This window comes from Colwellia sp. BRX8-4 (assembly GCF_014077345.1).
GTDB lineage: Bacteria > Pseudomonadota > Gammaproteobacteria > Enterobacterales > Alteromonadaceae > Colwellia_A.
In genome coordinates, this window is the sequence record NZ_JACGVS010000046.1 from 1 (window position 1) to 5,868 (window position 5,868).

A 5,868-nucleotide genomic window follows, 5' to 3' on the forward strand; every position below is an offset into this window, starting at 1 on the left:
GTGGTTTTGCAAATAATAATGAGCAGTAATGTTAAACGATAATCAAAGCGTAAATTTTAATGCCCCAAACCAAGAGATAGATTTAAAAGAGGTCTTAAGACCGCTTTGGTCTCGACGTTGGCAGATTGTTTTCTTTACTTTACTCGTTTCACTGATGGTTTCTTTTTATGTTTCGTTGCTCAAGCCTTCCTTTAAAGCCACGGCTATTTTACAAATAGGCAGTAATAAACCCGCTAATACTTTATCGATTAATGACGCCTTTAATGAATCTAGCGCCAGTAAAGAGCAAGTTAAAACCCAGTACGAATTATTAAAGTCTCGAAAATTTGCTGAGCGCGTTATTATTAGTTTAAATTTGGTTGAACATCAGGAATTTAATAGTGGTAAATACAATGACAAAATAAGCTTCTTCGCTGACATAGGAAAGCGGACTAGTAGACCAACGGTCAGTAGCTTAATCTCAATCTTTGAAAGTCGTTTAACTATCGCTCCGATAGCGAGCACCGAACTTGTTAAAATAAGTTTTGCTGCTCATTCACCTCAATTAGCACAAAAAGTCGCTAATCAAATCGGTCTCACTTATCTTCAATACCAAGATGAAATCCATAGCGCGTCAAAGGAATCAACGTCGCAGTGGCTTGTTGACCAACTTGAAGAGTTAGAGAAAAAGCTTGAAACATCAGAGCAAGCACTACAAGAATACCGTGAAGCGGAAGGTATTGTTGATATTTTAGGGATTGCTGGCTTAGTTAGCTCTGAGTTAACCGAGTTAACTTCTTCAGCAATACGAGCTGAAAAAATCAAAGATGATTTAGAAGTAACTTACCAAAGTATGCAAAAGCGTCGAAAAAATACCGCGCAACTTCTGGAACTTCAGGAAATCAGTCAGCAAAGTGATCTTGTACAATTAAGGCGTGCCGATGAAAAAGCAGCACGTAAGATATTTGAGCTTTCCAAGCGTTACGGGCCCAAGCACCCCAAACGTATAGCGGTGCAAGCAGAGCTAGAGTCATTACAAAAAGGTATCGTACAGCTCGTTGATGAAATTGTAATATCTATTGAAAAAGATTACCTAAACTCTTCTGAAAAAGTTAAAGCAACGAATAATCGTTTGGCAATTGCGAAAGTAGATTACTTACGCTTGAGCCGTTTACAAAATAAATTTTCACAATTGCAGCGCGAAGTTGATACCAATAAAGAACTTTATAATAACTATTTAGTCCGTTTAAAAGAGACTGACGCTATGGGTAATTATAAAGCAAACTTTTACGTGCGTTTTATTGATAAAGCGATTATACCCACGGATAGATTCGCCCCGAAAAAAGCCCTCATAGTGATTATGAGTTTTATGCTATCGTTTGCGATTATTGCCATAATTATCATTATGCGTGAGATATCAATGGATACGTTAAATTCACGTCGAAAACTTGATAGCTTTACCGAAGCACCTGTTCTCGCTATTTTACCAAAGTTTCAAGCGCCAAGTGCTGAAAAAAAGAATGATCCCTATTACACCGATAATCGCTTTACCGAAGCGGTGCGCACGTTAAGAACCTCTTTATTGTTTAATGGCGAAAGTAAGCCAGCTAAAGTGATTGCAATAACATCCTCGGTGCCAAATGAAGGAAAGTCTACTATAGCACTACATTTAGCCCGCTCGTTTAGTGAAATGGAAAAGGTTTTGCTCATTGAAGCGGATATGCGACATCCGACCGTAGCAAAAAATATGAATTTAAGTCCACATCGCCCAGGATTATCAAATTTATTAGCGAAAACACATCAAATTAATGAATGTATTATCCGCGATAAAAACTTAAAGTTAGATATTTTAACCTCGGGTATTTCTCCGGCTAATCCGCTAGTTTTTTTATCAATGAAGCGCCTTAATATGCTCATTAAAGTTTTTGGTAATTTTTATGACCGAATTATTATTGAGACACCACCGGTAAATGCTGTGAGTGATGCGGCTATTATTTCTAAATTAGTTGAAACGGTTTTGTATGTTGTTCATGGTGAAAAAACGAAACGAGAGCAAATTACCACAGGTTTACGTATGCTAAAGCAAGTCAATGCACCCATCGAGGGCATCATAATCAACCATAGCCAAAGCATAGATGCTGATAAATATCAAAACAAGTATTACAACGAACGAGCCAATAACATTGTTAAATTACCGGTACGTAAACAAGGTTAATAAACATTGTTAAATTACCGGTACGCAAACAGGGTTAATCTTTTTCTCAATATTAACCTCTTCCGCTTATTGAAAACTGCGGTAGAATAAGAGTAAGTTTTTACCAGCAAGTACTTCTGCTTATAATATGAAATCACGCCAACAATTTTCCCTACAAAAAAATAACAGTTTTGCAGTCTATGCAACGACACCCATTATTTATTATCCAAATAGTGAACAAGATCTGCAATTATTAGCAGCGGTGACTAGCGAACCGTTTTATATTTTAGGCGCGGGCAGTAATACGCTTTTTGTCGAGGGTGTTACACCGGTAATTATTAAGCCTGAGTTTTTAGGGATTCATGTTAATGAAACAGAAGAATATTATCAGGTCAATGCCGCTTGCGGTGAAAATTGGCACGACTTGGTATGCTTTTGTATTGATAAAGGCATTAACGGTCTAGAAAACTTAGCACTTATTCCTGGCAGTGTTGGCGCTGCTCCAGTACAAAATATTGGTGCTTATGGCGTTGAAATTGCTGATTTTATTGAAAGTGTAACTTGGTTTTATTTTGCTAAAAATAAATCACAGCAGTTAACTCAGGCACAATGTCAATTTGACTATCGCGATAGTATTTTTAAAAATGCTTTAAAAAATAAAGGTATCATCACAGATATTACTTTACGTTTTCCAAAAAACTGGCAGCCTAAGCTGAATTACCAAGGATTAAACACCTTGCCCAAAAATAGTCATGCTAGGGTTATTATGGATACCGTGATTGCCATACGAAATGCTAAGTTACCTGATCCCAAGGTTATCCCAAACGCTGGCAGCTTCTTTAAAAACCCTGTGGTTAGCGCTGAGCAGTTTTTATTATTAAAAAGTAACCATCCAGAAATTGCGGCTTATCAACAAGATAATGGCACTGTTAAGCTAGCAGCAGGTTGGTTAATTGAAAGAGCAGGGCTTAAAGGTTATCAACTCAACGGTGCAGCTGTGCATAATAAGCAAGCGCTAGTGCTAACCAATATTGATTCGGCCTGCGGGGCAGATATCAAAAATTTAGCCCTACATGTACAGCAAACCGTATTAGCATTATTTGCCATTATGCTGCAACCAGAAGTAAGAATGCTCGGTGAGCAGGGCGAAGTTACCTTAGGAGCTATAAACTGATCATGGCCAAAGCAATACGAGAGCAATTAATACAATATTTAGCCGATGGACAATTTGTTTCTGGGCAATGGTTAGGTGAGCAGCTAGGGGTGAGTCGCGCAGCAATATCTAATCATATCGCCTCGCTAATTGAAATGGGGCTTGATATTTATAGTGTTACCGGCAAAGGCTATAAATTATCTGAACCGTTAACACTATTAGATGAAAAAGAAATTCAATACAAGTTAAGTGCATTGGGTCAGAAAAACAAAGTCGAAGTGCATAATATTATCGACTCAACCAATAGTTATTTATTGCGTCGTTTACCCAATCAAAATCATAATTTGCAAGTCTGTTTAGCTGAATATCAAGATGCAGGGCGGGGTCGACGCGGTCGTAAGTGGATCTCACCTTTTGGTTCACATATATATATGTCGATGTATTGGTATTTAGAGCAAGGTATGGCGGCAGCTATGGGATTAAGTGTCGTGTCGGCTCTAGCGGTTAGCGATGCAGTAAAAGAACTTTATCAAATTGATGTGCAGTTAAAGTGGCCCAATGACATTTATTTTGGCGGGGTTAAGCTGGCTGGTATCCTTATTGATTTGGATGGGCAAGCTCTTGAACCGTGTCACTGTGTTATTGGTATTGGTTTAAATATTAACATGCCCCAAAAAAGTGCAGAACAAGTCGATCAACCTTGGACAGATTTGCAAAAAGCTATGATTCAAAGTACCACCGAGCATGAAAATAACGCGGTTAATACGATTGACCGAAATGTTTTAGCTGCAACGTTAATTTCTAAACTCTCATTAAGGCTTCAGCAGCATCAACATGAAGGGTTGTTGTCTATGGCCAATGAGTGGGCCAAACAAGATTATTATATCAATAAACCGATAAGGTTAATCACCGGCACGCGTGAAAAGAAAGGTATTTGTCGAGGCATTAATAACCAAGGAGCTTTATTGTTAGAAGTTGATGGCCAAATTAGTCCTATTTATGGTGGTGAAGTTAGCTTGAGGGCTGACACATGAGGTTATTAGTTGATATTGGCAATACTCGCACCAAATACACTTTTGAGCAGCAAGGTGAATTATCAATAATTCAAAGTGAAAGAAATGAAACCATTAATGAAAAGTGGCTATCAAGTATCACTGAATCAGTGGTATCTATCGTCGTTGCGAGTGTTAGCGAAGCTTATATTATAGAGGTCTTTATAGCCTATGCTCAGCAGCATAATATTGAACTGCACATAGTAAACAGTGAAAGCAAACGCTTTGGCGTTACTTCAAGCTATCAACAACCGACAACGTTAGGTATTGATCGATGGTTGACGTTACTGGCGGCTAATATTTTGTACCCAGATGAGAATGTCCTTATTATTGACGCGGGAACAGCGACAACCATAGACTTACTCGATAGTCAGGGCATACATTTAGGTGGGTGGATTTTGCCAGGTATTGATATATTATTTAATAGTCTTTTATCAAATACTACAAAAGTGCTGGCAACTCAAGAACATCAGGCCAACATTTCTTTTGGTAAAAGTACCTCTGACGGTGTCAATAATGCTTGCTGGGCAGCAACACTTGGTTTTATTGAACAAGGTATCAAGCAAGCTAATAAACAAGTCTCATTAGATAAAGTATTACTTACTGGCGGTAACGCTAAAAAAATAGCGGCTTTATTAAACAGGCAACATTACATTATTGATGAGCTAGTCTTTATCGGCATGCAACGATTCTAATTCGCTTATGGCAAATTATATCGCCAGTTTGTGGCAACATTTAACGTTAGGCGATTAAAAAAACATCAAATGGTTAAAAACATGGTTTTTTTTTGTTTTTACGCTTGCAAGGGAGAAAACATTCCACTAGAATTCGCACCACTTAATGTAGTGCCGACTTAGCTCAGTTGGTAGAGCAACTGACTTGTAATCAGTAGGTCGCCAGTTCGACTCCGGCAGTCGGCACCATTAATAAAATTGTTGTAAAAGTATTGGAGGGGTTCCCGAGTGGCCAAAGGGATCAGATTGTAAATCTGACGGCTCAGCCTTCGGTGGTTCGAATCCACCTCCCTCCACCACTTTGCAATAATGAAGATAGAAAAGCGGACGTCGTATAGTGGTAATACCTTAGCCTTCCAAGCTAAAGCTGCGAGTTCGATTCTCGCCGTCCGCTCCATCTTTAAGTGATTGCTGATATGGCTCAGTTGGTAGAGCGCACCCTTGGTAAGGGTGAGGTCGGCAGTTCGAATCTGCCTATCAGCACCATTCCTTAAGATTTCTATCTCACTAAATTTATTTTATTTTTGTTAATTTATCTCAGAGGCATTACATAATGGCTAAAGCAAAATTTGAACGTTTAAAACCGCATGTAAACGTTGGTACTATCGGACACGTTGATCACGGTAAAACTACTTTAACAGCTGCTATCTCTGCAGTATTAACTAAAGTACACGGTGGTGAAGTTAAAGATTTCGCACAAATCGATAATGCTCCTGAAGAGCGTGAGCGTGGTATTACAATCAATACTTCTCACAT

5 protein-coding genes and 4 tRNA genes are annotated in these 5,868 nt (G+C 38.6%); all 9 read left to right on the forward strand.

Annotated elements, in window-relative coordinates; translation table 11 throughout:
• Positions 1-28 precede the first annotated feature (28 nt).
• The gene (locus tag H4J56_RS19160) at positions 29-2,194 is read left to right on the forward strand and encodes a polysaccharide biosynthesis tyrosine autokinase (RefSeq protein ID WP_182259800.1); all 2,166 of its coding nucleotides are present in this window, start codon (positions 29-31) and stop codon (positions 2,192-2,194) included.
• 127 nt (positions 2,195-2,321) lie between these two features.
• Positions 2,322-3,347: a UDP-N-acetylmuramate dehydrogenase gene (gene murB, locus H4J56_RS19165; RefSeq protein WP_182259801.1), complete on the forward strand. Its 1,026-nt coding sequence runs from the start codon at positions 2,322-2,324 to the stop codon at positions 3,345-3,347.
• Between the two features lie 2 nt (positions 3,348-3,349).
• A complete protein-coding gene (gene birA, locus H4J56_RS19170) occupies positions 3,350-4,360 on the forward strand; it encodes a bifunctional biotin--[acetyl-CoA-carboxylase] ligase/biotin operon repressor BirA (RefSeq protein WP_182244802.1) in 1,011 nt (336 codons plus the stop codon).
• Positions 4,357-5,073 carry a type III pantothenate kinase gene (locus H4J56_RS19175; RefSeq protein WP_182243637.1) on the forward strand — a complete coding sequence of 239 codons (717 nt, stop codon included), beginning with the start codon at positions 4,357-4,359 and terminating at the stop codon, positions 5,071-5,073. The genes birA and H4J56_RS19175 overlap by 4 nt, the downstream gene beginning before the upstream one ends.
• Before the next feature lie 152 nt (positions 5,074-5,225).
• Positions 5,226-5,301 (forward strand) — tRNA-Thr (locus H4J56_RS19180).
• Between the two features lie 25 nt (positions 5,302-5,326).
• Positions 5,327-5,411: transfer RNA gene (locus H4J56_RS19185), tRNA-Tyr, on the forward strand.
• Positions 5,412-5,435: 24 nt separating this feature from the next.
• A tRNA-Gly gene (locus H4J56_RS19190) sits at positions 5,436-5,509 on the forward strand.
• 13 nt (positions 5,510-5,522) lie between these two features.
• Positions 5,523-5,598, forward strand: a tRNA-Thr gene (locus H4J56_RS19195).
• A 67-nt stretch (positions 5,599-5,665) separates the two neighbouring features.
• Positions 5,666-5,868 (forward strand): GTP-binding protein (locus H4J56_RS19200; protein ID WP_259364653.1); only part of this gene is annotated, 203 nt, incomplete at its 3' end.

Bases quoted from the DNA above. Each gene is read 5' to 3' on its own strand.
- H4J56_RS19160 (WP_182259800.1), top strand. From the start codon at position 29: ATGTTAAACGATAATCAAAGCGTAAATTTTAATGCCCCAAACCAAGAG.
- murB (WP_182259801.1), top strand. From the start codon at position 2,322: ATGAAATCACGCCAACAATTTTCCCTACAAAAAAATAACAGTTTTGCA.
- birA (WP_182244802.1), top strand. From the start codon at position 3,350: ATGGCCAAAGCAATACGAGAGCAATTAATACAATATTTAGCCGATGGA.
- H4J56_RS19175 (WP_182243637.1), top strand. From the start codon at position 4,357: ATGAGGTTATTAGTTGATATTGGCAATACTCGCACCAAATACACTTTT.